The organism is Phenylobacterium sp. VNQ135 (genome assembly GCF_049445735.1).
Taxonomy (GTDB): domain Bacteria; phylum Pseudomonadota; class Alphaproteobacteria; order Caulobacterales; family Caulobacteraceae; genus Phenylobacterium.
On the sequence record NZ_JBMSDS010000002.1, the window covers coordinates 363,351 to 389,841 of the forward strand.

At 69.3% G+C, this 26,491-nt stretch carries 26 protein-coding genes; 7 read left to right on the top strand and 19 right to left on the bottom strand.

Translation table 11 applies throughout. The features are described 5' to 3' along the window. Positions 1-198: 198 nt before the first annotated feature. The 4 genes from ACO2Q0_RS07590 to ACO2Q0_RS07605 form a co-directional block, all read right to left on the bottom strand. Positions 199-1,323 (bottom strand): serine hydrolase domain-containing protein, encoded by a 1,125-nt coding sequence (locus ACO2Q0_RS07590; protein ID WP_423350892.1) that lies wholly within the window; start codon positions 1,321-1,323, stop codon positions 199-201. A gap of 97 nt (positions 1,324-1,420) precedes the next feature. Beyond that, positions 1,421-2,266, bottom strand: a complete 846-nt coding sequence (locus ACO2Q0_RS07595) for a PfkB family carbohydrate kinase (protein ID WP_423350893.1) — start codon at positions 2,264-2,266, stop codon at positions 1,421-1,423. A gap of 102 nt (positions 2,267-2,368) precedes the next feature. Continuing rightward, positions 2,369-3,760: an adenosylhomocysteinase gene (ahcY, locus tag ACO2Q0_RS07600; protein ID WP_423350894.1), complete on the bottom strand. Its 1,392-nt coding sequence runs from the start codon at positions 3,758-3,760 to the stop codon at positions 2,369-2,371. Between the two features lie 79 nt (positions 3,761-3,839). Continuing rightward, positions 3,840-4,415: a CYTH domain-containing protein gene (locus tag ACO2Q0_RS07605; protein ID WP_423350895.1), complete on the bottom strand. Its 576-nt coding sequence runs from the start codon at positions 4,413-4,415 to the stop codon at positions 3,840-3,842. A 58-nt stretch (positions 4,416-4,473) separates the two neighbouring features. On the opposite strand from ACO2Q0_RS07605, the gene bioB reads away from it, so the two are divergent. Next, a complete protein-coding gene (gene bioB / locus ACO2Q0_RS07610; RefSeq protein ID WP_423350896.1) occupies positions 4,474-5,475 on the top strand; it encodes a biotin synthase BioB in 1,002 nt (333 codons plus the stop codon). Between the two features lie 3 nt (positions 5,476-5,478). Here the strand turns inward: bioB and ACO2Q0_RS07615 are convergent, their stop codons facing one another. Continuing rightward, a complete protein-coding gene (locus ACO2Q0_RS07615) occupies positions 5,479-6,759 on the bottom strand; it encodes a S41 family peptidase (RefSeq protein WP_423350897.1) in 1,281 nt (426 codons plus the stop codon). A 144-nt stretch (positions 6,760-6,903) separates the two neighbouring features. On the opposite strand from ACO2Q0_RS07615, the gene ACO2Q0_RS07620 reads away from it, so the two are divergent. Further along, positions 6,904-7,830, top strand: a complete 927-nt coding sequence (locus tag ACO2Q0_RS07620) for an ABC transporter ATP-binding protein (RefSeq protein ID WP_423350898.1) — start codon at positions 6,904-6,906, stop codon at positions 7,828-7,830. After that, the gene (locus ACO2Q0_RS07625) at positions 7,827-8,588 is read left to right on the top strand and encodes an ABC transporter permease (protein WP_423350899.1); all 762 of its coding nucleotides are present in this window, start codon (positions 7,827-7,829) and stop codon (positions 8,586-8,588) included. The genes ACO2Q0_RS07620 and ACO2Q0_RS07625 overlap by 4 nt, the downstream gene beginning before the upstream one ends. 2 nt (positions 8,589-8,590) lie before the next feature. On the opposite strand, the gene ACO2Q0_RS07630 is transcribed toward ACO2Q0_RS07625, so the two are convergent. From ACO2Q0_RS07630 to ACO2Q0_RS07650, 5 genes are read right to left on the bottom strand one after another with little or no spacing between them, the layout of a single operon-like run. Next, positions 8,591-8,872, bottom strand: a complete 282-nt coding sequence (locus ACO2Q0_RS07630; RefSeq protein ID WP_423351580.1) for an HPr family phosphocarrier protein — start codon at positions 8,870-8,872, stop codon at positions 8,591-8,593. Position 8,873: 1 nt separating this feature from the next. Next, positions 8,874-9,278: a PTS sugar transporter subunit IIA gene (locus ACO2Q0_RS07635; protein ID WP_423350900.1), complete on the bottom strand. Its 405-nt coding sequence runs from the start codon at positions 9,276-9,278 to the stop codon at positions 8,874-8,876. Between the two features lie 59 nt (positions 9,279-9,337). Beyond that, positions 9,338-9,772 (bottom strand): HPr kinase/phosphorylase, encoded by a 435-nt coding sequence (locus ACO2Q0_RS07640; RefSeq protein ID WP_423350901.1) that lies wholly within the window; start codon positions 9,770-9,772, stop codon positions 9,338-9,340. Beyond that, entirely contained in the window at positions 9,769-11,376 is a 1,608-nt protein-coding gene (locus ACO2Q0_RS07645) for an ATP-binding protein (RefSeq protein WP_423350902.1), read from the bottom strand. Before ACO2Q0_RS07645 ends, ACO2Q0_RS07640 begins: the two co-directional genes overlap by 4 nt. Continuing rightward, the gene (locus ACO2Q0_RS07650) at positions 11,345-12,061 is read right to left on the bottom strand and encodes a response regulator transcription factor (protein WP_423350903.1); all 717 of its coding nucleotides are present in this window, start codon (positions 12,059-12,061) and stop codon (positions 11,345-11,347) included. The genes ACO2Q0_RS07645 and ACO2Q0_RS07650 overlap by 32 nt, the downstream gene beginning before the upstream one ends. Positions 12,062-12,206: 145 nt before the next feature. Between ACO2Q0_RS07650 and ACO2Q0_RS07655 the strand changes: the two genes are divergently transcribed. Next, positions 12,207-13,922, top strand: coding sequence for a hypothetical protein (locus ACO2Q0_RS07655; RefSeq protein ID WP_423350904.1), 1,716 nt, complete (start codon positions 12,207-12,209; stop codon positions 13,920-13,922). Positions 13,923-14,135: 213 nt separating this feature from the next. Here ACO2Q0_RS07655 and ACO2Q0_RS07660 read toward each other — a convergent pair whose 3' ends face one another. The 3 genes from ACO2Q0_RS07660 to pseB form a co-directional block, all read right to left on the bottom strand. Further along, complete coding sequence (locus ACO2Q0_RS07660) at positions 14,136-14,657, bottom strand: hypothetical protein (RefSeq protein WP_423350905.1); 522 nt, start codon at positions 14,655-14,657, stop codon at positions 14,136-14,138. Between the two features lie 89 nt (positions 14,658-14,746). After that, positions 14,747-15,913: a UDP-4-amino-4,6-dideoxy-N-acetyl-beta-L-altrosamine transaminase gene (gene pseC, locus ACO2Q0_RS07665; protein WP_423350906.1), complete on the bottom strand. Its 1,167-nt coding sequence runs from the start codon at positions 15,911-15,913 to the stop codon at positions 14,747-14,749. 2 nt (positions 15,914-15,915) lie between these two features. Continuing rightward, a complete protein-coding gene (gene pseB, locus ACO2Q0_RS07670) occupies positions 15,916-16,977 on the bottom strand; it encodes a UDP-N-acetylglucosamine 4,6-dehydratase (inverting) (RefSeq protein ID WP_423350907.1) in 1,062 nt (353 codons plus the stop codon). A gap of 92 nt (positions 16,978-17,069) precedes the next feature. Between pseB and ACO2Q0_RS07675 the strand changes: the two genes are divergently transcribed. Continuing rightward, positions 17,070-17,471, top strand: coding sequence for a hypothetical protein (locus ACO2Q0_RS07675; RefSeq protein WP_423350908.1), 402 nt, complete (start codon positions 17,070-17,072; stop codon positions 17,469-17,471). A gap of 33 nt (positions 17,472-17,504) precedes the next feature. Here the strand turns inward: ACO2Q0_RS07675 and ACO2Q0_RS07680 are convergent, their stop codons facing one another. From ACO2Q0_RS07680 to ACO2Q0_RS07690, 3 genes are all read right to left on the bottom strand, one after another. Then, the gene (locus tag ACO2Q0_RS07680) at positions 17,505-18,278 is read right to left on the bottom strand and encodes an SDR family oxidoreductase (protein WP_423350909.1); all 774 of its coding nucleotides are present in this window, start codon (positions 18,276-18,278) and stop codon (positions 17,505-17,507) included. 107 nt (positions 18,279-18,385) lie between these two features. Then, positions 18,386-18,703 carry a 4a-hydroxytetrahydrobiopterin dehydratase gene (locus ACO2Q0_RS07685; RefSeq protein ID WP_423350910.1) on the bottom strand — a complete coding sequence of 106 codons (318 nt, stop codon included), beginning with the start codon at positions 18,701-18,703 and terminating at the stop codon, positions 18,386-18,388. Further along, the gene (locus ACO2Q0_RS07690; protein WP_423350911.1) at positions 18,703-19,350 is read right to left on the bottom strand and encodes an HAD-IA family hydrolase; all 648 of its coding nucleotides are present in this window, start codon (positions 19,348-19,350) and stop codon (positions 18,703-18,705) included. The genes ACO2Q0_RS07685 and ACO2Q0_RS07690 overlap by 1 nt, the downstream gene beginning before the upstream one ends. A 66-nt stretch (positions 19,351-19,416) precedes the next feature. Here ACO2Q0_RS07690 and ACO2Q0_RS07695 point away from each other — a divergent pair, with 66 nt between their 5' ends. Then, a complete protein-coding gene (locus ACO2Q0_RS07695; RefSeq protein WP_423350912.1) occupies positions 19,417-19,755 on the top strand; it encodes a VanZ family protein in 339 nt (112 codons plus the stop codon). On the opposite strand, the gene ACO2Q0_RS07700 is transcribed toward ACO2Q0_RS07695, so the two are convergent. Further along, positions 19,723-21,231, bottom strand: a complete 1,509-nt coding sequence (locus ACO2Q0_RS07700) for an MFS transporter (protein WP_423350913.1) — start codon at positions 21,229-21,231, stop codon at positions 19,723-19,725. The two genes, ACO2Q0_RS07695 and ACO2Q0_RS07700, sit on opposite strands and share 33 nt — an antisense overlap. A 213-nt stretch (positions 21,232-21,444) precedes the next feature. Here ACO2Q0_RS07700 and ACO2Q0_RS07705 point away from each other — a divergent pair, with 213 nt between their 5' ends. Then, positions 21,445-23,814, top strand: a complete 2,370-nt coding sequence (locus ACO2Q0_RS07705) for a transketolase (protein WP_423350914.1) — start codon at positions 21,445-21,447, stop codon at positions 23,812-23,814. Here the strand turns inward: ACO2Q0_RS07705 and ACO2Q0_RS07710 are convergent. Both ACO2Q0_RS07710 and ACO2Q0_RS07715 read right to left on the bottom strand, forming a co-directional pair. Beyond that, a complete protein-coding gene (locus ACO2Q0_RS07710) occupies positions 23,811-24,986 on the bottom strand; it encodes a cystathionine gamma-synthase (protein WP_423350915.1) in 1,176 nt (391 codons plus the stop codon). The two genes, ACO2Q0_RS07705 and ACO2Q0_RS07710, sit on opposite strands and share 4 nt — an antisense overlap. Beyond that, complete coding sequence (locus ACO2Q0_RS07715; protein ID WP_423350916.1) at positions 24,983-26,365, bottom strand: pyridoxal-phosphate dependent enzyme; 1,383 nt, start codon at positions 26,363-26,365, stop codon at positions 24,983-24,985. Before ACO2Q0_RS07715 ends, ACO2Q0_RS07710 begins: the two co-directional genes overlap by 4 nt. Positions 26,366-26,491: the final 126 nt, after the last annotated feature.

Genomic DNA, 26,491 nt, shown 5'->3' on the forward strand with positions numbered 1-26,491 from the left:
GATAATGGGGCGTTAACGTCGCAAATTATCTAGTAACGGATGTAATGGTTATAGTTAAGCCTCACCCAAGGTTGCGTGCAACTGCTACACGATTTACCTGCGGTATCTAGTGTTCAACTGAACCTTGCATCTACCCCTGCGGGCAGCAGGCGTCGCGCTCACCCCTTGGTGGTTTCCAGCGTCCGCACAGATGGTCGCCTAGAGGCCCTTGTAGGCCGCCTCGATCAGCCGCCGCGGCCGCGGGTCGCCCATCAGCGCCGTGCCCTGCTTGTTCATGACGTAGGCGCCGCCCAGCTTCCGCTCAGGGTCGGCGAAGCCGCAACTGCCGCCCCAGCCCGAGTGGCCGAAGGTCCGCTCCCCCGGGCCCCAGGGATGGTTCGGCGCATTGCGCATGACGCCCGCGCCCCAGCTCATCTCGAAGGGCAGCACCAGGTCTTGGCCGCGGATGCGCTCGCGCGACAGCTCGGCGATCAGGGCCGGCGACAGGATCTGCTCGCCCTCCAGCCAGCCGTCGTCGGCCAGCGCCCCCATCAGCCGCGCGAGGGAATGGGCGGTGGCGTAGCCGTTGGCCGACGGGACCTGCGTCTTGCGCCACTCCGCCGCCGGAACGCCGCCAACGGAAGCCCAGGGCGTCAGGAAGGCCGCCCGCGTCGCCTCGTTCACCTCGCCGAAGTCCGGCAGGGCGTTCGGCCGCTGCAGCTCGGCCAGGCGGTCGGCCTCGCTCTCGGGCAGGCCGATCCAGAGGTCCAGGCCGAACGCTGCGTGGAAGTCCTCGCGCAGCGCATCGCCCATCATCCGGCCGTCGGTGCGCCGGAAGATCTCGCCGGCCAGGAAGCCGAAGGTGATGGGGTGGTAGCCGCTTGCGCTGCCCGGCGGCCACATCGGCGCCATGGCCGCCAGCTTCTCCGCGATCGCGTCCCAGTCGACCCACAGGCTGGGCTCCATCGGCTCGGGGAAGCCGGGCAGGCCCGCCTGGTGCGACAGCGCCTGCTCGACGGTGATCCCACCCTTCCCGGCCTGGGCGAACTCGGGCCAGAGCTCGGCGACCCGCTGGCCATAGTCGAGCTTGCCGGCGTCCACCTGCCGGGCGACCAGCAGGGCCGCCAGCGCCTTGGTCGTGGAGAAGATGCAGGTCAGGGTCCGGTCGTCGAAAGGCCGGGTCCGCTTCCGGTCCGCGTATCCGGCCCAGAGGTCCAGCACCACCTCGCCGGCCTCCACGAGAGTGAAGCGCGCGCCCAGCTCCTCGCCGGCCGCGAAGTTGGCGGCGAAGGCGTCCTTCACCTGGGAAAAACGCGACGGGGCGAACCCGGAAATCTCCACCATCAGACCGTCGCCTTCTCCATGGAACCGCGGCTGGCGTCGACGGCCGCCGTCTCGGACATCGGCGGGGCATGCCCCCCGCGGCCTCCGAAATCAACCGTTAGAGGCGCGTGACGCGCACGGTCGCGCGCGGGTTCACGAGGCGGTCGGCGAGCGCCACGATGGGCAGCTCGGGCGCCTTCCACTCCAGGGTGGCCCGCACGGTCTCGGCGGCCGCCTGCGCCGCCCGCTGCGCCGCCGCCTCGGGCGCCAGGCCCTCAACCAGCCCGGCGCCGAAGCTCGCCGCGACGAGGTCGCCTGTGCCGTTCGGCATATGCTCCACCCTGGGGTGGCTGAACAGTGTGGCGGCGGAGGCCGTGACGAACAGCAGGCCGATCTCGTCGTCGCCCGCCGGGACCGAGGTGACCAGCGCCGGCTTGCCGAGGCTTCGCGCCGCCGCCGCCGCCTCGGCCGCGTCGCCCACCGGCCGGTCGGCCAGCCGCGAGAGCTCCCAGACGTTGGGCGTGATCCAGTCGGCGACGGGAACCAGGCGGCGCGCCAGAACCTCGGCGACCTCGGGCTTCACATAGAGGCCTTTCGGCTCGTCGCCCATGACGGGATCGACCACCACGATGGGCCGGTCGGCATGGGCCCCCTTGCGGTTGGCGGCGCGCACCCGCTCCAGGACGCCGGCGGCGATCTCCACCTGTTCGGGAAGGGAGAAGTGGCCGGTGACCACCAGGTCCACCAGGCCGAAGAGCGCGTCGGCCTCGATGTCCGCCAGCATCCGCGCCAGCACCTCAGGCGATGTCACCTCGCCGACGCCGCCCTTGGCGGGGCTGCGCCCGAACATCACCGTCGGCGCCAGCACGGGATCGATCCTGTGCGCGGCCAGCACATACTGCTGGGCGCCGCCGCCGATGCGGCTCGCCGCCACGAACGAGGAAAGAATCAACGCCAGGGGCATGGCGGAATCCTAGCGCCGCTGCCCTAACGTCGCCTTTCCGACAAACGAAAAAGGGCTCCCGGATTTCGCCGGGAGCCCATCATTTCGGCGCTGCGTGCGCGATCAGTAGCGGTAGTGCTCGGGCTTGAACGGCCCTTCGACGGTCACGCCGATGTAGTCGGCCTGGTCCTTCGACAGCTTGGTCAGCTTCGCGCCCAGCTTCTCGAGGTGGAGGAAGGCCACCTTCTCGTCGAGGTGCTTCGGCAGCGTGTAGACCTTGGTCTCGTACTTGGCGCCGTTGGTCCACAGCTCGATCTGGGCCAGCGTCTGGTTGGTGAAGCTGGCGCTCATCACGAAGCTGGGGTGGCCCGTGGCGTTGCCCAGGTTCACCAGACGGCCTTCCGACAGCACGATGATCTTCTTGCCGTCCGGGAATTCCACGTGGTGGACCTGCGGCTTGATCTCGTCCCACTTGAAGTTGCGCAGGCCGGCGATCTGGATCTCGGAATCGAAGTGGCCGATGTTCGCGACGATCGCGTTGTTCTTCATCTTGCGCATGTGGTCGACGGTCAGCACGTCCTTGTTGCCCGTCGCGGTGACGAAGATGTCGGCCTTGTCGGCCACGTCTTCCATGGTCACCACCTCATAGCCCTCCATCGCCGCCTGCAGGGCGCAGATCGGGTCGACCTCGGTGACCATCACGCGCGCGCCGCCGTTGCGGAGCGAGGCGGCCGAGCCCTTGCCCACGTCGCCGTAGCCCAGGACCACGGCGGTCTTGCCGGCCAGCATCACGTCGGTGCCGCGGCGGATGGCGTCCACCAGGCTCTCGCGGCAGCCGTAGAGGTTGTCGAACTTCGACTTGGTGACGCTGTCGTTGACGTTGATCGCCGGGAACGGCAGCTCGCCGCGCTCGGCCATCTGGTACAGGCGGTGCACGCCCGTCGTGGTCTCTTCCGAGACGCCCTTGCAGGCCGCGCGGATCGCCGAATAGAAGCCCGGCTTTTCCTTCAGGTAGCGCTTCATCACCGTGTAGAGCGCTTCCTCTTCCTCGTTCTGCGGGTTGTTGAGCACCGACGGATCGGCCTCGGCCTTCGGGCCCAGCACGCAGAGCAGGGTGGCGTCGCCGCCGTCGTCCAGGATCAGGTTCGGGTAGCCGCCGTCGTGCCACTCGAAGATCTTGTGGGCGTATTCCCAGTACTCGATCAGGGTCTCGCCCTTGATCGCGAACACCGGCGTGCCCTTCACCGCGATGGCGGCGGCGGCGTGGTCCTGGGTGGAGAAGATGTTGCACGAGGCCCAGCGGACCTCGGCGCCCAGCGCCTGCAGCGTCTCGATGAGCACCGCGGTCTGGATGGTCATGTGCAGCGAGCCGGCGATCCGCGCGCCCTTCAGCGGCTGCGACTTGCCGAACTCGGCGCGCGTCGCCATCAGGCCGGGCATCTCGGTCTCGGCGATGTCGATTTCCTTGCGGCCCCAGTCGGCGAGCGCGATGTCCTTCACGACGTAGTCGGTCATGGTGTCCTCGGGTGGGATTGTCTTGGCTGGCTCTATAGCCGCGCGGCCGACCAGCCGCAACAATCATATAAAGAATTCTTTATATGCCTCGCAGCGCCCGGCCCCGATCCGACTTGCTCTCGGTGGAGGGGTGCAGCGGCGCCGCCTGGCCGAGGTGGCGCGCCAATTCGAACAGCGCACTCTCCGGCCCTGACTTCAGCTCCAGCTCCACTTCGCTGATCGGGCTGGAGCGCCCGGCGGCCCGGGCCTCCCCGGTGTCGGCCGCGATCTCGATCAGCGCCTCGCCGAAGCGCACCAGCCGCTGACGCCGGGTGATGCGCACCGTCGAGACCTCGCCCAGGGTCTGGAGCTGGCGCGCATCCAGCAGGGATCCCAGCACCGGCATCGACAGGTCGGGCCCCGGCCCCGCGACCTCGAGCTCGTGCTCCTCGCGCGAGTAGCCCTTGCCGCGTTTCAGGGTCTGGATCAGGCGCCCCTTCGAGGCTCTCACCCGGAACGACGCCTGGGCCTGCGCCAAGGCGCCGTCGGGCGTGTCGTAGTAGGTGGACACAAGCTCGAGCACCTCGTCCTCGCCCGGCGGCGCCGCGTCCAGCACCGCGTCCATGTCGCCGGGCGCGCAAAGGAACTTCAGCTCGATCTCGCGGGGCTCGCCCATGTTGCTGACCCTAAGGAAAGCCCGCTATGGCCGGGCCGGTCCGTCCTGGAGAGACCTCATGAACGCGCACGTCCGCCCTGTCGACCCTGCGACCGATCCCGGGCTTCCGCGCCACGACTGGACGCTGGAGGAGGTCGAGGCGCTGTTCGAGCTGCCCTTCACCCAGCTGGTGTTCCGCGCCGCCGAGGTCCACCGCCGCTGGTTCGACCCCACCGAGCTTCAGCTCTCCCAGCTTCTCTCGGTGAAGACCGGCGGCTGCCCCGAGGACTGCGGCTACTGCGCCCAGTCCCACAAGTTCAAGACGGGCGTGGGCGCATCGAAACTGATGGAGGCCGAGACCGTCATCGCCGCCGCCGCCGAGGCCAAGGCGGGCGGCGCCCAGCGCTTCTGCATGGGCGCGGCCTGGCGGGATCTGAAAGACCGCGATCTGCCGAAGGTCGCCGCCATGATCTCGGGCGTGAAGGCGCTCGGCCTCGAAACCTGCGCGACGCTAGGGATGCTGACGCCCGACCAGGCGAAAGAGCTCAAGGCGGCCGGCCTCGACTTCTACAACCACAACCTCGACACCGGCCCGGACTACTACGACAAGGTCGTCACCACCCGCACCTACCAGGACCGCCTGGATACGCTCGCCGCCGTGCGCGACGCGGGCATGTCCACCTGCTGCGGCGGCATCGTCGGCATGGGCGAGACCCGCCGCGACCGCGCCGGCCTGCTGCACCAGCTCGCCGTCCTGCCGGCCCATCCCGACAGCCTGCCGATCAACGACCTGATGCCGATCCCCGGCACGCCGCTGGGCGATTCGAAGGCCGTCGACCCGCTCGAGTTCGTCCGGATGATCGCCGTGGCCCGCATCGTCTGCCCCAAGGCCATGGTCCGCATCGCCGCCGGCCGCGAGCACATGACCAAGGAGCTTCAGGCGCTCTGCTTCCTGGCCGGCGCCAATTCGATCTTCGTGGGCGGGCGCCTGCTCACCACCAACAATCCCGAGAAGAGCGCCGACGAGGCCCTGCTCGAAGACCTGAAGATGAAACCGATGGGATCTGCGGCGCTCGCCTGAGCGTCAGGCGGCCGGCGGCGACAGCAGGGCGATGGCCTGATCGAGCTGGTAGTCGCCCTCGTAGCCGGCGGGCGGCATGCTGACGCTTGTCGGCACAGGCGCAGGCGTGGCGGGGATCGGCAACCGCGGATCCTCCGGAAGATCGTCCTGGCGGAGATGAAGGCGGGGATCGGGGTCCAGGTCCGAGGCCGATCGCGCGACCCAGATGTCCGGCGAGAGGCCGCGGCGGTGGAATCCCTTGCCGGACGGCAGTTGCAGCTCGCTGGTGGTCAGCTTGAACGCCCCGCCGGAACCGAAGACCAGCGGAACGATCAGCTGGACGAGGCCCATGCCTTGCGTGCGGACCCCCAGCAGACGCGCCCGGCCCCGCTCCTGCAGCGCGCCCGCCAGCAGCTCCGCTCCGGAGGCGGTCTGGGAGTCGACCAGCACGATCAGCGGACGGCCGCCCAGCACGTCGCGGCTCTTGCGCTTGGCGCGGACCGGCTTCTGCCCGTCGCGCTCGCGCTGCTGGAAGACCGGGCCCGCCCCCAGGAACAGGGCGGCGGTCGGCGCGACCTCGTCCAGCAGCCCGCCTGGACAATCGCGGAGGTCGAGCACCAGGCCGGCCAAGTCGTCGCGCTCGGCCAGCAGCTGCAGGATAGCGGCGTGGAGCTCCTCCGAGACCTTCTCGCCCAGGCTGCCGACCGCGACGTAGCCCACCGGGCCACGACGTTCGGCGGCGCGGATGCGCGGCCGCACGCCGAGGTCGGGTTCCGCCGACAGGCTGATCGTTGCGCCCGCACGCTCGACGCGGAGATTCAGCGGTCCAGGGGTCGAAGGGGCCAGGCTCCCGAGCACGTCGTCGGGCGAACGGCTCTCCACCGGCGTCCCGTTCACGCTCAGGAGGCGATCGCCGATCCTGAGGCCGGCGCGGGCGCCGGGGCCGTCCGGGCGGACGCTGGTGAGGATCAGGCCGTGCGCCGGGCTCGCGGTCAGCCGCACATCAAGGCCGACGCGCGAGCGCTCCCGCAAGCGGTCGAAGTCCTCCGGCTCGATGTACTCCGCCTGGCGGTCGAGGCGGCCGGCGAGTTCGCGTAGCGCCGCTCGCCCGGTCTGGACCGGCGGCGTCCCGTCGGGCGGGACGCCCAGATAGTCGTTCCGGATGTAACCCATCACCTTGGCGACGGCGTCCTGCCACTCCTGCGCGGACGGTTCGTAGCGGGGCGGTGCGCTCGCGGGGTCGGCAGGCTGTGCGCCCGCCGGGGCTCCGGCGCTGATCGAGAGGGCCGCGATCGCCGCGACCATCGCCCTGCGTACTCCACGTCCCGTCGGCATGCGGCCTCCGCTTTGGGTCCGAATGCAGCACGACCGGCGACGAGGATGCAATGTCGGCGGCGACCTAGCTTAAGCGTCCTTCGGGTCCTATCTGGGAGGCTCCGGAGGGCGCGCGTGGATCCGATCATCTCAGTCAGAGGTCTCTCGAAGACCTACGCCTCGGGCCATCAGGCCCTGAAGGACGTGAACCTCGACATCCGAAAGGGCGAGATCTTCGCCCTGCTGGGGCCGAACGGCGCCGGCAAGACGACGCTCATCGGGATCATCTGCGGCCTGGTGCGATCCAGCGGCGGACAGGTGGTCGCCGACGGCCACGACATCCACAAGGACTACCGCGCCGCCCGCACCAAGATCGGCCTGGTCCCGCAGGAGCTGTCCACCGACGCCTTCGAGACCGTCTGGGCGACCGTGAAGTTCAGCCGCGGCCTGTTCGGCAAGCCGCCGAACGACGCCCTGCTCGAGAAGATCCTCAAGGATCTCAGCCTGTGGGACAAAAAAGACAGTAAAATCATGGCTTTGTCCGGCGGCATGAAGCGCCGGGTGATGATCGCCAAGGCCTTGTCCCACGAACCCACGATCCTGTTCCTCGACGAACCCACCGCCGGCGTCGACGTCGAGCTGCGCCGCGACATGTGGGAGATGGTCCGAGGCCTGCGGGAGCAGGGCGTCACCATCATCCTGACGACCCACTACATCGAGGAAGCCGAGGAGATGGCCGACCGGATCGGCGTCATCTCCAGAGGCGAGCTGATCCTCGTCGAGGACAAGGATGTCCTGATGCGTAAGCTGGGCAAGAAGCAGCTCACCCTCCACTTGCAGGAGCCGCTGCAGACCGTGCCCGCCGGCCTCGCCGCCTACCAGCTCGAGTTGGCCGCCGAGGGAGCCGAGCTCGTCTACACCTTCGACGCCCAGGCCGAGCGCACCGGCATCGCCGAGCTGATCAGGCGCCTGACCGAGCTCGGCGTCGACTTCAAGGACCTGCGCACGCAGGAAAGCTCCCTCGAGGAGATCTTCGTGAACCTGGTCAGGAGCCGCGCGTGAACGTCCATGCCGTGAAAGCCATCTACCGGTTCGAGATGCAGCGCTGGTTCCGGACCATCGTCCAGAGCCTGGCCGCGCCCGTAATCACGACCTCGCTCTATTTCATCGTCTTCGGAGCGGCGATCGGCCGTCGGATGCCCGAGATCGACGGCGTCAGCTACGGCGCCTTCATCATCCCCGGCCTGATCATGCTCTCGATCCTGACCGAGAGCATCTCGAACGGCTCGTTCGGCATCTACATGCCGAAGTTCGCGGGCACCATCTACGAGCTGCTCTCCGCGCCGGTCTCCACGATGGAGGTCGTGCTGGGCTACGTCGGCGCGGCGGCGACGAAGTCGGTAGTGCTGGGCCTGGTGATCCTCGCCACCGCGCGGCTGTTCGTCGACTTCTCCATCGCCCACCCGTTGGTGATGCTGGCCTTCCTGGTGCTGACCTCGGCTACCTTCAGCCTGTTCGGCTTCCTCACGGGCATCTGGGCCGACGGCTGGGAGAAGCTGTCGATCATCCCGATCCTGGTGATCACGCCGCTGACGTTCTTAGGGGGCAGCTTCTATTCCATCGACATGCTGCCGGACTTCTGGCGCAACGTCGCCCTGGTGAACCCGGTGGTCTACTTGGTCAGCGGTTTCCGCTGGGCGTTCTACGGCGTCTCGGACGTGGGCGTGGGCGTGAGCCTGGCGGCCACCTTCGGCTTCCTGGCGCTCTGCCTGGCGGCGGTGGGCTGGATCTTCAAGACCGGCTGGCGGCTGAAGACCTGACGCTACTCTTCTTCGTCGAAGCGGGCGGCCACCAACTCGGCGAGGGCCGCGACGGCGGCCTCGGCCTCTTCGCCTTCGGCCTCGATCTCGATGCAGCAGCCCGGCGAGGCGGCCAGCATCATCAGGCCCATGATCGAACGCGCGTCCACCGTCTGTCCGTCCCGCGACACGCGCACTTCCGCGTCGAAGCCGGCCGCCGTCTTCACGAACTTCGCCGAGGCGCGGGCGTGCAGGCCACGCTTGTTGACGATCTCGACGGTGCGGGAGGCGACGGTCTCGCTCAGCTTACTTCTCTCCAGCCAGGACGTAGGAGGCGACGGAGATGTACTTTCGCCCGGCTTCCTGGGCCGCGGCAACCGAGTCTTCCAGGCTGTAGCGAGTCCGGACGCTGGCGAGCTTGATCAGCATGGGCAGGTTCAGCCCGGCGATCACCTCGGCCTGGGTCTGCTCCATGACCGAAATGGCGAGGTTCGACGGCGTGCCGCCGAACATGTCGGTGAGCAGGATCACCCCGCCCCCGCTGTCGACGCGACCGCAAGCGTCGAGGATGTCCTTACGGCGGCGCTCCATGTCGTCGTCGGGCCCGATGCAGATCGCCTCGACGGCGGCTTGCGGCCCGACCACGTGCTCCATGGCGAAGACGAACTCCTCCGCCAGCCGCCCGTGGGTAACGATCACGAGGCCAATCATGCCTGTTGTTCCAAAGGGTATCCCCACCCGATGGCGCCTTAGCCGGGGCGCGAGCGGAGCTAAATACGCCTCTTGTCCGCCGCGTCAAAGGTTGAGAGCGCGCGACTGAGTTTCGCAGGGCCGGACTCTTCGAACGCTGGAGTTGTGATGACGGGAACGCTCACGCCGAGGATGTCGCCCGACGCTGGCTCAGGCATCCGTTCGGGCTCGCCGATCCGCGCCACCAGCCCGACCTCGCAAAGCGGCAGGGCCTCGGCGCGGACGACGTCGAGGCCGCGGACCTCCAGCAGGCCGTGCAGCACATCGGGCGCGCGTCCGTAGAGACGGCCGGCGGAGGCCCAGAGCGCGACGCGATCGTCGGCAACCAGCCGGAAGCCTTGGCCGAGCGCCCGGAGCGCGAGATCGCTCTTGCCGGCGCCGGACGGCCCTTCGATCAGCACCCCCAACCAGCGGCCGGCGACCCGTTGCGCGATCAGGCCGGCGTGGCGGATCAAAGGATCGGCTCCGGCAGGCTCAGGATGAAGATCGCGCCAAGGACCCGGCCGTCGGAGTCCTGGCGGTTCTGCGCCTGGAGGCTGCCGCCGTGAGCCTCGGCGATCTGACGCGCGATCGAAAGGCCCAGGCCCGAATTTCCGCCGAACGCCGCCCCCTTGGGACGCGACGTGTAGAAGCGCTCGAACACCGTCTCCAGGTTCTCGGGCGGTATGCCGGGGCCATTGTCCGAAACCGTCGCCAGGACCCGACCGTGGCCGCGGCCCAAGGCGACGGTCACCTCGTCCCCGGCGGGGCTGAAGGAACGCGCGTTGTCGATCAGATTGCGGAAGATCTGGCCCAGCGGGCCTTCCCGACCCAACACGCGCACCGGCTCTACGCCGGGAGCGATCTCCAGCCGCACGCGCACGTCCCCAGGCTTCGCCGTCGCCTGGTAGAGGCCGACGATGTCGCCGACCAGCCGGCCGAGGTCGACCATCTTCGGCTGGTCGCGCGAGAGCTCGGCGTCCAGGCGCGACGCGTTGGAGATGTCGGTGACCAGCCGGTCCAGCCGCTGCACGTCGTTCTTGAGGATGCCGAGGAGCCGGTCGCGGGCGGCGGGGTCCTTGATCAGATCCAGGGTTTCGACCGCCGAGCGCATCGAGGTGAGCGGGTTGCGGATCTCGTGGGCGACGTCGGCGGCGAACGACTCGATGGCGTCCATCCGCTCGGACAGCGAGTGGGTCATGTCCTCGAGGCTTCGGGTCAGGCCCCCGATCTCGTCGTCCCGCCGCGCCAGGTCGGGCAGCGAGATGGCCCGGGCGCGCGAGAGGCGCACGCTGTCGGCGGCCCGGGCCAGGCGGTTCACCGGCTGGGCGATCAGACTGTTCAGCAGGATCGAAGACGCCAGCGTCACGCCGATGGCGATCAGCACGAACGGGATCAGCGCCGCGCGCTCGCCGGCGATGATCTCGTCCACGTCGCTCGCCTCCAGCGTGATGACGCCGAGGACGGCCTGGACGTGCCGGATGGGGATCGAGACAGAGACCACGCGGTCGCCGTCGGGTCCGCGGCGCATCCCCGACCAGCGCTGGCCCTTCAGCGCTTGGGCCACCTCGGCCGCCAGCGCCTTCTGCGCATCGGCGGCCGTGGGCTTCGGCTTGTGGGGCATCAGGTCGAGGTGGACGCCGTCGTCTGCCCGGGCGCGGGCCGGCGGCAGGACCTTCCACTCGACCTTGTCGGCGACGAGGTCAGTGTCGGCCACGAGGCGCCCGGTCTCATCGAACAGCCTGGCCCGCTGGGTTTCGGGGCTCTTGAAGGTCTGCATGATCTCGGTGGCGAGCCCCGTGTCCATCTGCGGCTGGGGCTCGCCCACGGTGGCGGCGCGGTTGATGATGTCCGCGATCAGCTCGCCCTGGGCCGAGAGGCTGTCGATGCGGGCGTTGACCAGTCCCTGCCGGTACTCGTTGAGCACCAGCGCGCCGGCGACCAGGATCGCCAGCCCCAGCAGGTTCAGGGCGAGGATCAGCCTTCCGAGCTTGGAGCCCGGCAGCCAGCGGACCTTGGCCCGCCTGCCCCGGCCCGACTTCGGCCGCTCAGCTTTCCCGGTATCGGTAGCCGACGCCATAGAGGGTTTCGATCGCGTCGAACTCAGGATCCACCTCGCGGAACTTCTTCCGCATGCGTTTGATGTGGCTGTCGATCGTACGGTCGTCGACATAGACCTGGTCTTCGTAGGCCGCGTCCATGAGGTTGTCGCGGCTCTTCACGAAGCCCGGGCGCTGGGCCAGCGACTGCAGCAGCAGGAACTCGGTGACGGTGAGCTTCACCGGCTTGCCGTCCCACAGGCAGTCGTGCCGCGCGGGGTCCAGGGTGAGCTTGCCGCGCTTGATGGCCCGCGCGCCGGCGTCGGCGGCCGCGGCGGGCCCGACCACCGTGTCCTCCTCGCCGCGGCCGGCGCGGCGCAGCACGGCCTTCACCCGCTCGATCAGCAGACGCTGGCTGAACGGCTTGTGGATGTAGTCGTCGGCCCCGAGGTTGAAGCCCAGGATCTCGTCGATCTCCTCGTCCTTCGAGGTGAGGATGATCACCGGCAGGTCGGTGGTGCGGCGAAGCCGGCGCAGCACCTCCATGCCGTCCATGCGCGGCATCTTCACGTCCAGGATGGCCAGATCCGGCGGATCGTTCTCGAGCGCGGCGAGGCCCGAGGCGCCGTCGTAGTAGGCCTTGATGGTGTGGCCGTGGCTTTCGAGAGCCAGGCTGACGGAGGTGACGATGTTCTCGTCGTCGTCCACCAGGGTGATCTTGGCCATGTGGTCCCGAGGTCTCCTAGTCCGAGATGTCGCAAGCTATTCGCGAGGAAGCGTGGCCTCAATGGGGCCGCGGTGGAGGTATAGGCAAATCAACACGCCCTTAAGCTTGTTCGGTGAACGTGCGAGCGTCCGGGGGGATGCTGGCATGGATGGATTCAGCGTGCATTACGAGGTCTTCGTCCGGAAGACGCCCGGCCAGGCGTGGTCGCTGGACATGGCCACCGAGAGCCGGACGGCCGCGATCGAGGCCGCCGAGAGCCTCTATAACGCCGGCCGCGTCGCCGCCGCCAAGGTGACCAAGGAGATCCTCGACGAGGATACCCGCGAGTTCCAGTCGATCATCATCCTGAAGCTGGGCGCCGTGGAGGCGCCGCGCAAGGCCAAGCCGCAGCCCGACGCGCAGCCGCTGTGCGTCACCCCGCAGGACCTCTACACGCTGCACGCCCGCGAACGGATCGGCCGGCTGCTGGAAGGCTGGCTCGACCGCAACAACGCCACGCCGTTCGAACTGCTGCACCGCCCCGACCTCGTGGAGAAGCTCGAGGCGTCCGGCACCGATCTCCAGCACGCCATCCAGAAGATCGCGGTCCCCGAAGCCCACGCCCGCGGCATGTCGGTGCATGAGCTGATCCGGGTGTTCCACAGTCTCGTGGAACGCGCCGTCGATCGGCTGATGAAGGACCACAAGAAGGGCTCGCTGCCCGACGTCGACCGGGAGGGCTTCGCCGCGGCCGCCGATCGCGTGGCCCGCGAGCCTGAGCGCGCCTACCTGCTCGGCGCCGGCGTCGCCGCCTCGATTGCGCCGGCCAAGACCTGGTCCGAGAAGGTGCTGCGGCTGTTGGACCTCGCCGACGCCGCCCCGGCCGGCCAGGCCGCGCGCGCCCTGGCGTTCTCCACGCTCGAGCAGCCGTTGGCCGAGATCCTGGAGTCGAAGCCGGGGCTCGACAACCTGCTCGGCAAGGGCCTGGACCTGGGCGCCGGCCTGGCGGCCGTCACGCGGCTGACGGCGTTCGACGCGGTGGAGGCCCTGATCCGCGTGGAGCCCTCCGTCGCCAAGGTGATGCCCGAGCTGTCGCCGACCGCCCAGCGGCTGGCCAAGTGGCTGGCCGCCGAAGATTTCGCCGACGTCCGCACGGCGCTCGGCAAGCGTATCCTGCGCGAACTGAACGGTCCCCGTCGGCTGAAGCCCGGCGACGCCGAGGCCGAGATCGACGTGCTGCGGGCGCTCGCCATGTCGCTGACCGCCGCCTCCGGCAAGCTGCTGCCGCTGGAGGACGTCCAGCAGGCGTTCTCGCATCGGTCGCGGATGCTGATCACCGGCGACTTCGTCGAGGCCTACCTCGGGCAGGGCCGGACGTCCCACGAAGAGGTGGAGGCGCTGATCTGGCTGACCGAGAACGTCATCGGAGGCGCCAACAAGCGTCAGGCCGGGCGCTGGCTCACGGCCGTGGTGCACTCCCTGCGGTTCGAGAAGGAAATGCTGAAACTTGGCGAGGAGTCCGCGGCGGCGCGGCTCGCGCAGCTTGCGGCGCTGCAACGTTCCGTCGGTCGCTGCGGCCTGGCGGAGGAGGACTCCCAGCCGATCCAGGCCAAACTCGGCGACCTGGGCGGCCTGATCGAGGGCGAGACGAAGATGACGGCCGCCCTGGCCAAGGCCAACGCCTCGGCCGTTCAGCGGCTGACCCTGTTGCTGAAGCTGGCCTGCGGCGAGACCGCGCCCCTGGGACCGGCGGCCGCCCGGGCGAAGGCCGAGGCGCTGAAGCTGGTTCGTCACGACGACACCCGCGCGGAACTCGCCCGCGCCCCCGAGGGGCTGGACGCCATGCGCGAGCTGATCCAGCAGGCGGGCCTGGCGGCGTAGGCGCGCGCCGGCGCCGGTTTTTTAGAACCACGAACGAACACGAACCCACACGAACGGGTCGGCGCATGCGGCGCGAGCCCGGAAGCGCATGCGCTTCGGGAGGAAGGCGCGCCTAAAGGCGCGCGACAGGGCTGAAGCTCTGAGGGGTGACGACCAACCGAACCGTTCGTGTTGGTTCGTGTTCGTTCGTGGCTGAATCCTGCGGCGGCGGGATCAGGCGGAGCTTTGGAAGCTGGGGGCCTCGGCCGCCTCCGCCTCGGGATATGAGGGCGGGGGCTCGGCCCTGAGGTCGAGCTTGGCGATGAGGCGGTCGGCCTGTTGTTCGACGGTGAGGTCGAGGAAGCGTTCGTCGAGGCTTTCGAAGTCGAGGACGCGGTCGTACTCGGTAAGAAGGCCCTCGTCCTCCCAGTCGGCTTCTCGCCAGGTGAGGGTCTCGACACGGTGGCGGACTGCGTCCCAGCGATCCTGGCTGCGCTCCCTGTGGGCGGCCTCGGCGCGGCGGGTCTCCTCGCGGTCGAGGCTGCGGATGTCCTTCCGCAGCTTCACGCGCAGCGCATAGGTGAGGCGGATCGAGCGGGCGCAGCGGTCGAGCGGCTCGGCCAGAGCCTGGAGCTCGGCGGCATCGTCCGAAGCTTCGATGCGGCCCTGGATCTTCTGGATCAGCGCGAACTGGACGTCGGCCACCGCCGCGAGGCGGGCGTCGATCTCCTCCAGCATGTCACTATCGCTGACCATGAACAAAAGAAGAACATAGATCGAGCCGGAAGTCAAAAACTATCTGTCGATGCGCCGCAGACCGCCCGGGACGACGCTCGGCGCGCGGTTCAGGTGGGAGACAGGGCGGCCTGCAGGGCCTCGACCACGCGGGCCACGTCGGCGTCTTCCATCCCCGGATACAGCGGCAGCGAGAGGCAGCGGGCGTACCAGGCCTCGGCGCCGGGGAGATCGAGGTCGCCGTAGCGGTCGCGGTAGTACGGCTGGCGATGGACGGGGATGTAGTGGACCTGACTTCCGACGCCGCGGGCCCTCAGGGCCTCGACCACCTGCAGGCGCGTGCGTCCCGCGGCCTCGAAGTCGATCAGCACGGTCATCAGGTGCAGCACCGGATCGCTCCATGCGGGCTGGGCCGCAGGCCGGACCAGAGGGGCGAGCGGCGCCAGGGCCTCGCGATAGGCTGAGGCCAGCGCGCGCCGGCGTGCGGCGAACCTGGGCAGCTTCGCGAGCTGGGAGAGGCCCAATGCGCAGAGCACGTCGGGCAGGCGGTAGTTGAGGCCGGGCTCCGGCATCTCGTACCACCACGGCTCGCAGCCCTCGGGCCGCACCATCCCGTGGCTGCGCATCCTGCGCAGACGTTCGGCGAGCGCAGCATCGTTGGTCGTGACCATGCCCCCTTCGCCGGTGGCGATGGTCTTCACGGGGTGGAACGAGAAGGTGGCCATCGCCGAGTGGCGCACATCGCCGACCTGTTCGGTCGCATTGCCGAACTTCATCGTCGTTCCGAGGGCATGCGGCGCGTCTTCGACGAGGACCGCGCCCGCATCCTGGGCGAGGGTCTCAAGCGCCGGCAGCTCGGCGGCGTCGCCCCGGAGGTGGACGGGAAGGACCGCCCGCAGCCGGCGGCCATCCAGGCGCTCCAGCGCCCGGGCCAGCGTGTCCGGCGTCATCAGGCCGGTGTCGGGATCGACGTCGGCGAACACCACCTCGGCCCCGACGTATCGGGCGCAGTTCGCCGTGGCCAGGAAGGTGATGGACGGCGCGACGACCGCCTCCCCCGGCTGGACGTCGAGGGCCAGCATGGCCAGGTGCAGGGCCGCCGTGCCGTTGGCGCAGGCCACCGCATGGCGGGCGCCAACGGTCTCGGCGAATACCCGCTCGAACCGCTCCACCGTGGGGCCGGTCGTCAGGAAGTCGCCGCGCAGGGCCTCGGCCACGGCGGCAATGTCGTCATCCTCGATCGTCTGGCGGCCGTAGGGCAGGACCGGGACGGACATGGTCAGTCGGTCGCCCGGCGGCCGCGCCGGGGCGATTGCATCTCGAGCATCGCCAGGAAGCCCTTGGCGTCGAGCCAGTCGTCGTTGGTGTCGGAGGCGTAGGAGAAGCCCTCCGGCGTCTGGCCGCCATCGAGCTTCGCGCGCTGGTACTCGGCGAAAGCAGGCTCGATGACGTAGCGGTCGCCGAGGTCGACGGTGGTGCGCGCATCGTCCGACGAGATCATCATCTCGTGCAGCTTCTCGCCGGGCCGGATGCCCACGACCTTGATCGGCAGGGCGGGCGCCATGGCCGCGGCGATGTCGGTGATCTTCATCGACGGGATCTTGGGCACGAAGATCTCCCCGCCCCGCATCATGGCCAGCGACGAGAGAACGAAGTCCACGCCCTCGTCGAGGGTGATCAGGAAGCGCGTCATCCGCGGGTCGGTGATCGGCAGCTCGGTCGCGCCCTTGGCGATCAGCCGCTGGAACAGCGGGGCGATCGAGCCGCGCGAGCCCACGACATTGCCGTACCGCACCACCGCGAAGCGGGTGCCGATGTCGCCCGAGAGGTTGTTGGCCGCCACGAAGGTCTTGTCGGACGCCAGCTTGGTCGCGCCGTAGAGGTTGATCGGATTGCAGGCCTTGTCTGTCGACAGCGCCACCACCTTGGCCACCCGGTTGGCGAGGCAGGCGCGCACTACGTTCTCGGCGCCCAGGACGTTGGTGTGGATGCACTCGGACGGATTGTACTCGGCGGCCGGCACCTGTTTCAGGGCCGCCGCGTGGATCACCACGTCGACGCCCCGGAAGGCGAGGCTGAGGCGTTCGCGGTCGCGGATGTCGCCCAGGAAGAACCGCATGCGCGACAGCTTGTCGGGTCCGAACCGCTCGGCGAGGTCGATCTGCATCTCGCTCTGCTTCAGCTCGTCACGCGAGTAGACGATCAGCTTCCGCGGCTCGGCGCGGGCCAGCACCGTCTCGACGAAGCGGCGGCCGAAGCTGCCGGTCCCGCCGGTGACGAGGACGACCTTGCCGTCGAGGTTGTCGGCAAGCGCGGTCGGTGTGGGTGCAAATCGGCCCAAGGGGCGCTCCGGAGTGCGATTCGGTCTCGCCCCGAGTCTCGGGCGGCGCGCGTAAAGAGACCGCTAACCATAGTCGGCGCCTGATGCGGCGCATGAACCGGCGTCTTTTCATGGGCTTCCTCGCGCTCGCCGCCGCGCCGTCAATGGCGCGTGCGTCCGGCGACAAGGCCGAGAAGAAGCTGAGCGGCGGCGCCTCCTACGTGCAGATCCAGACGGTGCTGGGCACGACTCGCCGCGCCGACGGCCGCCGCGGCGTGCTGGCCGTGGAATGCGGGCTGGACGTGCCCGACGCGACGCTGCGGGAGCGGACCTACGCCTCGGTCCCGCGCCTGCGGTCGGCCTACATGTCCGCCGTGCAGACCTATGCCGCGGGCCTGCCCTCGGGCGCGCCGCCGAACGTCGAGTTCATCGGCCGCGCCCTGCAACAGCAGACCGACCTGGTGCTCGGCAAGCGCGGCGCGAAGCTGCTGCTCGGCGCCGTGGTGGTGAACTAGCCGCAGGCATCTCCCCCTGAGGGCCGGCAGGCCTCACATCGCCGAAATGCCGCCGTCGAGCTTGAGCTCGGCGCCCGTCATGAAGCGGCTCTCGTCGGAAGCCAGGTAGAGGACCGCGTTGGCGATGTCGTCCGGCTCCCCGATGCGGCCGAGCGGCACCTGGCGCGCGAGCTTGGCCTCGGCCTCCTCCTTGCCGAACCGCTGGCGCAGCGGGTCGAGGATCGGCGTGTCGATGTAGGTCGGGTGGATCGAGTTGGAGCGGACGTCGAGGCCCTGTTTCGCGCAGTGCAGGGCGATCCCCTTGGACAGCAGCCAGACCCCCGCCTTCGAGGCGTTGTAGGAGGGGCTGTTGTGGGCGGCGATCAGGCCCGCGATCGAGCTGATGTTGATGATCGAGCCCGGCTGGTTCTGGCGCAGGTACTTCAGCGCGTGCTTGGTCCCGAGGAAGACCGAGTCGACGTTGACGCTCATCACCAGCTTCCAGTCCTCGAGGCTGAGGCTCTCGATGTCGCCGCCGCGGCTGATGCCGGCGTTGTTCACCAGGACCGAGATGCCGCCCATGGCGTCGTCGGCCTCCTCCAGGGCGAAGATCCACTGGTCTTCCTTGGTCACGTCCAGGGGGAAGGCGAAGGCGGTCCCCTCGCCGTACGCGGCGTTGATCTCGTCGGCCACGGCGCGCGCGCCGGCGGCGTTGACGTCGGCGAGGCTGACCTTGGCGCCCTCGGCGGCGAGCTTGCGGGCGAAGGCGGCGCCCAGCCCCTGGGCGGCGCCCGTGATGAAGGCCTTCTTGCCGGCGACGCGTCCCATGAATTTCCTCCCTGTTGTTCTGCACGTCATCCCGGACGGCCTCAGGCCGATCCGGGACCCAGGAGGTTCTGCAGTGCGCCGGCCCTGGGTCCCGGCTCTTCGCTACGCTACGGCCGGGATGACGGCGAAGCGATCTCGTCCATGAACCCCGCGAGCGCGACGTCCAGCTCGGTCACGCCGCCAGCCCCCTCGACGGCGTCATGGGTGGCGAGGATGACCTCCACGCGGTTGTAGACGTTGAACCATTCGGGATGGTGATCGAGCTGGTCCGCCTTGATAGCCACCCGAGTCATGAACCCGAACGCCTCGTTGAAGTCCTTGAAGCGGAAGGTCTTGGCGATGGCGTCGCGGCCACCCTCGACCTTCGACCAGCCTTGCAGCCGGGAAAGCGCCGCGTCGGCGCCGATCTTGGAGGGGCGGCCCATCACGGGAACTCCAGACCGACGATCCGAGAGAGATCGTCCAGCGCCTGAGCCTCCCCCGTCACCTTGATGGCCTGCATGCCCAACCCCGCGGCCGGCTTGCAGTTGATCCCGAGGTCGTCGAGGTAGACGCAAGCCTCCGGCTGCACGGCCAGCAGGTCGCACATCATCAGGTAGATGCGCGGGTCCGGCTTGCGGACCCCGGCCTTGGAGCTCTCGATGATGGCGTCGAACAGCGGCATCACCTGGGCCATGGCGCCGGCCATCCGCTGTCCCTCGGCCTGGCCGGGACTGTGTTCCGAGACGACGTTGTTGGTGATGCAGCCCACCTTGAAGCCCGCCGCCTTGCAGGCCTTCAGCGCCTCGACCATTCGCGGGCGCAGCGCGCCAGAGAGCAGCGGCAGGACGTCGGCCCCGCGGACCGGATGGCCCAGCCGAGTCGACTCCTCGAGGAACAGGGTGTCGAAGCGGCCGGCGTCGATCTCGTTGCGCTCGAAGAGCGCCCAGGCGTTGGTGTCGGGGTCGGTGGCGTTGACCTGCCGGATCAGATCAGCGGGCAGGCCGCGCTCGGCCTCGAAGCGGTTGAAGGCCTCGAAGGGCGAGGTGGTGAAGACCCCGCCGAAATCCCAGATCACCGCCTCGATCGCCATGCCGTCTCCTCGCGCCGCCGCCCCATGGCCTCTAGAGAGACGGGGCCGGCCATGCAAGTAAGCGGCATGCTCCGCGTCCTGGCCTATGCACTCGCGTGCGCCGCCGTTCTCTACGTGTGCCTCGCGCCCACCGAGGCGCTGCCCACCGTCAGCGTCTGGGACAAGGCCGAGCATGCGCTGACCTGGGCGGCGCTGACGGGGCTGGGCCTGCTGTTCTGGCCCCGGCGGCCGCTGCGGGTCGCGGCCTTCGCCTTCGCGTTCGGCGCGGCCATCGAGGCGCTGCAGGGAACGATGGGCCTGGGGCGCAGCGCCGACACCGTCGACCTGCTGGCCGACGGCCTGGGCGTGGCGGCGGCGCTGGGCGTCTTTGCCCTACTCCGCCGGAGCCGGCGCGGCCGCGCCTAGGGGCGGCTCGCGGCGCGGCGTGTCGGGCGGGGCCTGGGCCTTGCGCCGAGCCTCCAGGGCCGCGCGGGTCTCGGCATGGGATTTCCGATCGATGCGGTACAGCGAGTAGAACACCGCCGCCACCAGGCCGGGCGCCGCCGCAAGGACGCTGTCCCAGAGCGCCAGGTTGAACAGCACGTCCGGCGGAACGTCGGCGATGCTCCGCGCCCCCTTCGGGAACCCGATCAGGGTGATGACCGCGCCCGCCACCGCCGTGCCGACCGCCATGTCGATCTTCCCGGCCAGATTGCGCGTCGAGTAGAGGATGCCTTCCTGGCGCAGCCCGTACTTCAGCTCGTTCTGGTCGGCGATGTCGGCCAGCGCGGACATGGCGCTGATCTGCAGCACGCTGATCGAACCGTACTGCACCGCCGCGAAGGCGATCAGCAGCGGCAGCAGCCCGGGCGTGTCGGGCGAGATCAGCCCCGCCATGCCCAGCACCAGGGGGATCGACGGGACGATCGCGTAAACCAGCGCCGCCAGCATCATGGTCTTCTTCTTGTCGAACCGCCCGTGCAGGCGCGCCGCGAAGAGGAAGGCCGTCAGGTAGCCCACGAAGCTGCCGATGACGAACAGCGAGAGCTGCTTGCTCGAGAGGTCCCAGTAGTAGGTGTAGACGTAGAGCCGCATGCCCTCGCGCATGCCGATCATCAGGGCCACGAAGAAGTAGGCCACCAGCAGCCAGACATAGTTGATGTTGGTCAGCGCCTTGCCGAAGTCGCCGAAGAAGCCGCCGACGGTGAGCCGCGGCTGGTCCGGATCCGGCTTGGGCAGGTAGGGGATGCGGTCGCGGGTGAGCCAGGCCGAGGCGAAGAGGGCCGTCACGGTGATCGCGCCGATCGCCAGGGCGTAGCGCGGCCAGGGCTCCGGGTTCAGCAGCCCCCGCGGATAGTCCGGCGTGGCGGGGAAGAAGAACAGCGTGGCGGCGATCAGGGTCAGCGAGCCGCCGGCCCAGTTGAAGAAGCTGTAGTAGGCCATGACCTTGGACCGCTCGGTGTAGTGCGGCGACAGCTCGCCGCCGAGCGCCAGGTGCGGCACGTAGAAGAAGGTCATGGACTGGCGCATCAGGACCACCGCCGCGGCCAGCCAGATCAGCAGACCTGTCTGGCCTAGGCCCGCCGGCGGCGAGAAGATGGCCCAGAGCGTCAGGCCCGTCGGGATCACCGAGGCGAAAAGGTAAGGGTGCCGCCGGCCCCACTTCGATTTCGTGCGGTCCGAGATGGAGCCCACGATCGGGTCCGAGATGGCGTCCAGAACCAGGCTGACCGAGATGGCGAGGCCCACGAGGTGGGCCGGCACGCCCTTCACCTGGCTGTAGAACAGCAGGGCGAAGCTGGAGATCGAATAGAGCGCCACCATCTCGGCGCCGCCGCCCAGTCCAAAGGCGAGCTTGGTCTTCATGGGCAGCCGGTCGGCGGCCGCGGGCGTGCGGGCCATTCGTCTTCCTCCATGCAGGCGCGTCTGTCGGCGCTCTCGCCGCCAGCAAGCCGCAAGGGGAACCCAGCGTCAACTGCGGCGTACCGGTTTTTCGAGTCTCCGACGGCGGCTGACGGCCGTCCTCGGAACCTGCTAAGGAAGGATCAAAGCGTGCCCCGCGCCGGAGCTTGAGCGCAAGAACCCGCCTCGCTTCGGCCGATCCAGGAACATTCCATGCCCCGCGCCCAATCCGCTGCCGCCGCCGGTCACAACCTCGGGACCGCGCACGAGGTCGAGCAGCTCACCCGGATCGACGAGCGGCTGCGCTGGCTTGCCACCTGGACCATCCACAACGCCAACCACCTGCGCGAGAGCCGCGACGGGCTGAAGGTGGGCGGCCACCAGGCCTCCTGCGCCTCGATGACGACGATCCTGACGGCGCTCTACTTCCACGCGCTCACGCCCAAGGACCGGGTGGCGGTGAAGCCGCACGCGAGCCCCGTCTTCCACGCCGCCCAGTACCTGATGGGCCGGCAGACCCGGCAGCAGCTCGAAGCCTTCCGCAGCTTCGGCGGGGCCCAGTCCTATCCCTCGCGGACCAAGGACAAGGACGACGTCGACTTCTCCACCGGCTCGGTCGGCCTCGGCGTGGCGATCACCGCCTTCGCATCGCTGACCCAGGACTACCTGCGGGCTCACGGCTGGCTGGATCCCGCCCGCGAGGGCCGGATGGTGGCCACCCTCGGCGACGCCGAGCTCGACGAGGGCAACATCTACGAGTGCCTGATCGAGGCCTACAAGCACGACATCCGGAACTGCTGGTGGATCGTCGACTACAACCGGCAGAGCCTCGACGCCACGACGGCCGACCGGATGTTCGACCGGTTCGACGACATCTTCGAGACCGCCGGCTGGCGCGTCGTCACGCTGAAATGGGGCAAGGCCCAGCAGCGGGCGTTCGCGCGGCCCGGCGGCGCGGCGCTCCGCAACTGGATCGAGGCCTGCTCCAACGCCGAGTACGCCGCGCTGACCTACCAGGGCGGGGCGGCGTGGCGCGAGCGCCTCACCCGCGACATCGGCCGCGAGGCCGGCGTCCCGGCCCTGCTGGAGAGCTTCACCGACGAGGCGCTGCACAGCCTGATGATCGGCCTGGGCGGCCACTGCATGGAGACCCTGATCGAGGCCTTCGACGAGGCGTCGCGGGATGACACGCCCACGCTGTTCATCGCCTACACGGTCAAGGGCTTCGGCCTGCCGCTGCAGGGCCACAAGGACAACCACGCCGGCCTGATGACGCCCAGCCAGGTGGACGCGCTGCGGCAGAGCCTGGGGATCCCCGAAGGCGCCGAGTGGGAGCCCTACGGCGGCCTCTCGCCCGACGAGGCCGAGGCGCTGAAGGCGTTCGTGGCCCAGGCGCCGTTCGCGCAACCCGCCGATCGCCGCCCGGGCGCGGCGAAGATCCCCGTGCCGGCGGAGGCCGAGTTCCCGGTCCCCGAAGGGCCCGAACAGTCCACCCAGGCCGCGTTCGGCAAGATCCTGCTGGAACTGGCCAAGTCTGGCGCGCCGATCGCCGACCGCATCGTCACCACCAGCCCGGACGTGACCGTCTCGACGAACCTCGGCGGCTTCGTGAACCAGCGCGGCCTCTTCCGTCGGCGCGAGACGGCGGACGTGTTCCGCGACGCCAAGATCCCGTCGCCGCAGAAGTGGGCGGGCGGCCATGCGGGCCAGCACGTCGAGCTGGGCATCGCCGAGCACAACCTGTTCCTGAACCTCGCGGCGCTGGGCCTCGCCGGCCCGATGTGGGGCGAGCGGCTGCTGCCCATCGGCACCGTGTACGACCCCTTCATCAGCCGCGGCCTCGATGCCCTGAACTACGCCTGCTACCAGGACGCCCGCTTCATGCTGGTGGCCACGCCCAGCGGCCTGACGCTGGGCCCGGAGGGCGGCGCGCACCAGTCGATCTACACGCCGCTGATCGGCATCGGCCAGCCGGGGCTCACCTATTTCGAGCCGGCCTTCGTGGACGAGCTGTCGCTGGCCATGCGCTGGTCGTTCGAGCACATGCAGGCCGACGATGGCGGCTCGGTCTATCTGCGCCTGACGACGCGCAACCTGAGACAGGTTCCGCGTACGGACGATCTCTGGAAGGCCGATGCGTTGAAGGGCGCCTATTGGCTCAAGGCGCCCGCCGAAGGCTCAGACGCCGCCATCGTCTTCTGCGGCGCAGTGGCGCCCGAAGTGCTGCAGGCGGCTGAACAGCTCGCCGAGGATCTGCCCGGGCTGGGCGTCCTGAACGTCGTCTCGCCGGGCCTGCTGCACCGCGACTGGATGGCCGCCCGTCGCGGCCGCTGGACCCTGGGTGAGACGCGCGAGAGCCACGCCGAGGCGCTGCTGGGACGGCTGGCGCCCGGCGCCGGCTTGGTCACCGTGGTGGACGGCTCGCCCGCGACACTGTCCTGGCTGGGCGGCGTGCGGGGCATGCGCGTCAGCGCGCTGGGCCTCGACAGCTTCGGCCAGGTCGGCGACCTGCCGGACCTCTACCGCCATTACCGCCTGGACGTGGACGCCATCGTCGACGCCGCCGCCGAGCTGTTCCTCTAGCCGGCCAGCGCCTGCTCCAGGTCGGCGATCAGGTCGGCGGTGCTCTCGACGCCCACCGACAGCCGGATCAGGCCGTCCTCGATGCCGATGCGGGCGCGCGTCTCGGGCGGGATCGAGGCGTGGGTCATGATCGCCGGGTGCTCGATCAGGCTCTCCACGCCGCCCAGGCTTTCGGCCAGGGTGAAGAGGCGGGTCCGCTCCAGCATGCGGCGCGTGCCGTCGAGGTCGCGGTCGAGGACCGCGGTGATCATGCCGCCGAAGCCGTTCATCTGACGCTTGGCGAGCTCGTGCTGCGGATGGCTCTCGAGGCCAGGGTAGACGACGGCCTTCACGTCGCGGCGGCCTTCCAGCCACCTGGCGATGGCGAGGCCGTTCTGGCAGTGCCGCTCCATGCGGAGCGCCAGCGTCTTCATGCCCCGAAGCGTCAGGAAGCTGTCGAACGGCGAGGCCACGGCGCCCACGGCGTTCTGCAGGAACGTCAGCTTGTCGCGCAGCTCGGCGTTGTCGCCGACCACAAGGGCGCCGCCGACCACGTCGGAATGGCCGCCGATGTACTTGGTCGTCGAGTGCATGACGACGTCGAAGCCCAGCTCCAGCGGCCGCTGCACGTAGGGGCTGGCGAAGGTGTTGTCGGCGGCGGCGATGATCCCGCGACGCTTGCAGAGGTCGGCGATGGCTTCGAGGTCGGCCAGCCGCAGCAGCGGGTTGGTCGGCGTCTCCACCCAGATGATCTTCGTCCTCGGCGTGATCGCCGCCTCGATGGCCGAAAGATCGGCGAGGTCGACGAAGCTGAACGTCAGGCCGGCCGAGCGCTTCTTCACCTTGTCGAACAGGCGGAACGAGCCGCCGTAGAGGTCCTCGGACGAGATCACGTGGTCGCCGGCGTCCAGCGCCTCCAGCAGGGTGGAGATCGCCGCCAGGCCCGAGGCGAAGGCATAGCCCTTGGTCCCGCTTTCCAGGTCGGCCAGGCCGCGCTCCAGGGCGAAACGGGTCGGGTTCTGGCTGCGCGAGTACTCGAAGCCGGTGTGCACGCCGGGCGACGATTGAGCGTAGGTCGAGGTGGCGTAGATCGGCGGCATCACCGCGCCTGTGGTCGGATCGTGCTCCTGCCCGCCGTGGATGGCGCGGGTGGCGAAATCGAGCCGGTTCTTGCCGTGGTTCTGGTCGGTCACGCCGCGCGCCTCAGGTAGTTGATGAGATCGATCCGGGTGATGAGGCCCAGGAACTCCCGGCCGTCCATCACGATGGCCACGTGGTCCTGCTCGAAGATCGGCAGGAGGGCGTCGAGCGGCTGGCTGGCCTGCAGCGTGGTGAGCTTGGCGGTCATGGCCGCGCTGACCGGCTGTTTGAAGCGGCCCTCGGCCTGGCGCCGCTCGACGGCTTCCAGCAGGTCGCTCTCGTCGATCAGGCCGATGAGGCGGCCGTCGTCCATGACGGGAAGCTGGCTGACGTCGGCCTGGCGCATGCGGTTGTAGGCCGTGAGCAGGGTGTCGTCGGGGCCGACGGTGACGGCGTCGCCCTCGGTGCGGGCGATCAGGTCGCGGAGGTCGCCATGGAGCTGGCGGTCGGCCAGGCCTTGCTCGGCCACCCAGCTGTCGTTGTACATCTTGGATAGGTAGCGGGAGCCGGTGTCGCAGACGAGGGTGACCACCCGCTTGGGCTCGGTCTGCTCGCGGCAGTAGCGCAGGGCCGCCGCCAGCAGGGTGCCCGACGAGGAGCCGGCCAGGATGCCCGCCTTCATCAGGAGTTCGCGGGCCGTCGCCACGCTCTCCTGGTCGGTGATGGCGTAGGCCTTTTCGACGAACTTCAGGTCGCAGTTGTCCGGGACGAAGTCCTCGCCGATGCCCTCGACGATCCACGACCCGGCCTCGACGGTCTTCCCCTCGTTGACCAGCGGCGCGAGGATGGAGCCCACCGGATCGGCCAGCACCATCCGGGTCTTCGGCGAGGCCTTCTCGAAGAAGCGGCCAAGGCCGGTCAGGGTGCCGCCGGAGCCCACGCCGACGACCACCGCGTCCACGTCGCCGTCCATCTGATCGAGGATCTCGGGGCCCGTCGTGGTCTCGTGGGCCAGCGGGTTCGCCGGGTTCTCGAACTGGTTGATGTAGACGGCGTTGTTGAGCTTGGCCGCGATCGCCTGGGCCATGTCCTGGTAGTATTCCGGATGGCCCTTGCCGACGTCGGAGCGGGTGATCCGCACGTCGACTCCCATCGCCCGCAGGTGCTGGATCTTCTCGCGCGCCATCTTGTCGGGCACGACGAGCAGCAGCTTGTAACCCTTCAGCAGTCCGACCTGGGCCAGGCCCAGCCCCGTGTTGCCGGCGGTCGCCTCGACGATCGTGCCGCCGGGCTGCAGCCGACCGTCCTTCTCGGCCGCCTCGATCATCGAGCGGGCGATGCGGTCCTTGATCGAGCCGCCGGGATTGGCGTTCTCCAGCTTCACGAACAGGCGGCAGGGCCCGGTGTCGAAGCCGGTCAGCTCGACCATGGGGGTGCGCCCGATGAGGTCGAGGGCGGAGGCCGCGAGCGGCGGCAGGGGCAGGGTGGTCACGAAGTTGCCTCTGGTTTGCGGAAGCGCACGGCCTGCAAACGGAACCGGATTGCTTCGAGTTCAGCGTTCCGAGGTAGACAACAGGCCCAGGCGACGCGCAAGGCGCGATTTCCTTGCTGAACGGCA

Excerpts from the sequence above, each read along its gene's own strand:
- ACO2Q0_RS07590 (WP_423350892.1), bottom strand. The coding sequence starts at position 1,323 with ATGGTGGAGATTTCCGGGTTCGCCCCGTCGCGTTTTTCCCAGGTGAAG.
- ACO2Q0_RS07675 (WP_423350908.1), top strand. The coding sequence starts at position 17,070 with ATGAACCGGCGTCTTTTCATGGGCTTCCTCGCGCTCGCCGCCGCGCCG.
- ACO2Q0_RS07655 (WP_423350904.1), top strand. The coding sequence starts at position 12,207 with ATGGATGGATTCAGCGTGCATTACGAGGTCTTCGTCCGGAAGACGCCC.
- bioB (WP_423350896.1), top strand. The coding sequence starts at position 4,474 with ATGAACGCGCACGTCCGCCCTGTCGACCCTGCGACCGATCCCGGGCTT.
- ACO2Q0_RS07705 (WP_423350914.1), top strand. The coding sequence starts at position 21,445 with ATGCCCCGCGCCCAATCCGCTGCCGCCGCCGGTCACAACCTCGGGACC.
- ACO2Q0_RS07645 (WP_423350902.1), bottom strand. The coding sequence starts at position 11,376 with ATGGCGTCGGCTACCGATACCGGGAAAGCTGAGCGGCCGAAGTCGGGC.
- ACO2Q0_RS07615 (WP_423350897.1), bottom strand. The coding sequence starts at position 6,759 with ATGGTCGCGGCGATCGCGGCCCTCTCGATCAGCGCCGGAGCCCCGGCG.
- ACO2Q0_RS07635 (WP_423350900.1), bottom strand. The coding sequence starts at position 9,278 with ATGATTGGCCTCGTGATCGTTACCCACGGGCGGCTGGCGGAGGAGTTC.
- ACO2Q0_RS07695 (WP_423350912.1), top strand. The coding sequence starts at position 19,417 with ATGCTCCGCGTCCTGGCCTATGCACTCGCGTGCGCCGCCGTTCTCTAC.
- ACO2Q0_RS07685 (WP_423350910.1), bottom strand. The coding sequence starts at position 18,703 with ATGGGCCGCCCCTCCAAGATCGGCGCCGACGCGGCGCTTTCCCGGCTG.
- ACO2Q0_RS07700 (WP_423350913.1), bottom strand. The coding sequence starts at position 21,231 with ATGGCCCGCACGCCCGCGGCCGCCGACCGGCTGCCCATGAAGACCAAG.
- ACO2Q0_RS07690 (WP_423350911.1), bottom strand. The coding sequence starts at position 19,350 with ATGGCGATCGAGGCGGTGATCTGGGATTTCGGCGGGGTCTTCACCACC.
- ACO2Q0_RS07650 (WP_423350903.1), bottom strand. The coding sequence starts at position 12,061 with ATGGCCAAGATCACCCTGGTGGACGACGACGAGAACATCGTCACCTCC.
- ACO2Q0_RS07680 (WP_423350909.1), bottom strand. The coding sequence starts at position 18,278 with ATGGGACGCGTCGCCGGCAAGAAGGCCTTCATCACGGGCGCCGCCCAG.
- ACO2Q0_RS07595 (WP_423350893.1), bottom strand. The coding sequence starts at position 2,266 with ATGCCCCTGGCGTTGATTCTTTCCTCGTTCGTGGCGGCGAGCCGCATC.
- ACO2Q0_RS07660 (WP_423350905.1), bottom strand. The coding sequence starts at position 14,657 with ATGGTCAGCGATAGTGACATGCTGGAGGAGATCGACGCCCGCCTCGCG.
- pseC (WP_423350906.1), bottom strand. The coding sequence starts at position 15,913 with ATGTCCGTCCCGGTCCTGCCCTACGGCCGCCAGACGATCGAGGATGAC.
- ACO2Q0_RS07605 (WP_423350895.1), bottom strand. The coding sequence starts at position 4,415 with ATGGGCGAGCCCCGCGAGATCGAGCTGAAGTTCCTTTGCGCGCCCGGC.
- ahcY (WP_423350894.1), bottom strand. The coding sequence starts at position 3,760 with ATGACCGACTACGTCGTGAAGGACATCGCGCTCGCCGACTGGGGCCGC.